A 375-nucleotide genomic window follows, 5' to 3' on the forward strand; every position below is an offset into this window, starting at 1 on the left:
AGCTCGGCGGACGCGAGGTCGAGGAACGCCTGGCGCACCCGGCCGTGGAAGTCGGCCTTCTCGGCCACCAAGAGGTCGAACGGCTTGTCCGCCGCGTCGATACGCGCACGGGCGGCCGCGGGGTCGAGGTCGAGCAGCACCGTGCGGTCGGGGAGCGCGCCCTCGGCGGCCCAGAGCGAGAGGTCGCGGATCTCGGTCGCGTCGAGAACGCGTCCAGCGCCCTGGTACGCGACGGAGGAGTCGAGGTAGCGGTCCTGCAGCACGACGTCACCGCGCTCGAGCGCCGGACGCACGACCGTGGCCACGTGATGCGCACGGTCGGCCGCATAGAGGAGCGCCTCGGCGCGCGGGGCGATGTCCCCGCGGTGGTGCAGC

1 protein-coding gene is annotated in these 375 nt (G+C 73.9%); it reads right to left on the minus strand.

Annotated features, from left to right (window positions below; all coding sequences use genetic code 11):
* A partial coding sequence (gene tmk, locus ASV53_RS26630) for a dTMP kinase (protein ID WP_094959041.1) occupies positions 1-375 on the minus strand: 375 nt, incomplete at both ends.

It is taken from the genome of Photobacterium sanguinicancri (assembly GCF_002265265.1).
Lineage (GTDB): Bacteria > Pseudomonadota > Gammaproteobacteria > Enterobacterales > Vibrionaceae > Photobacterium > Photobacterium sanguinicancri.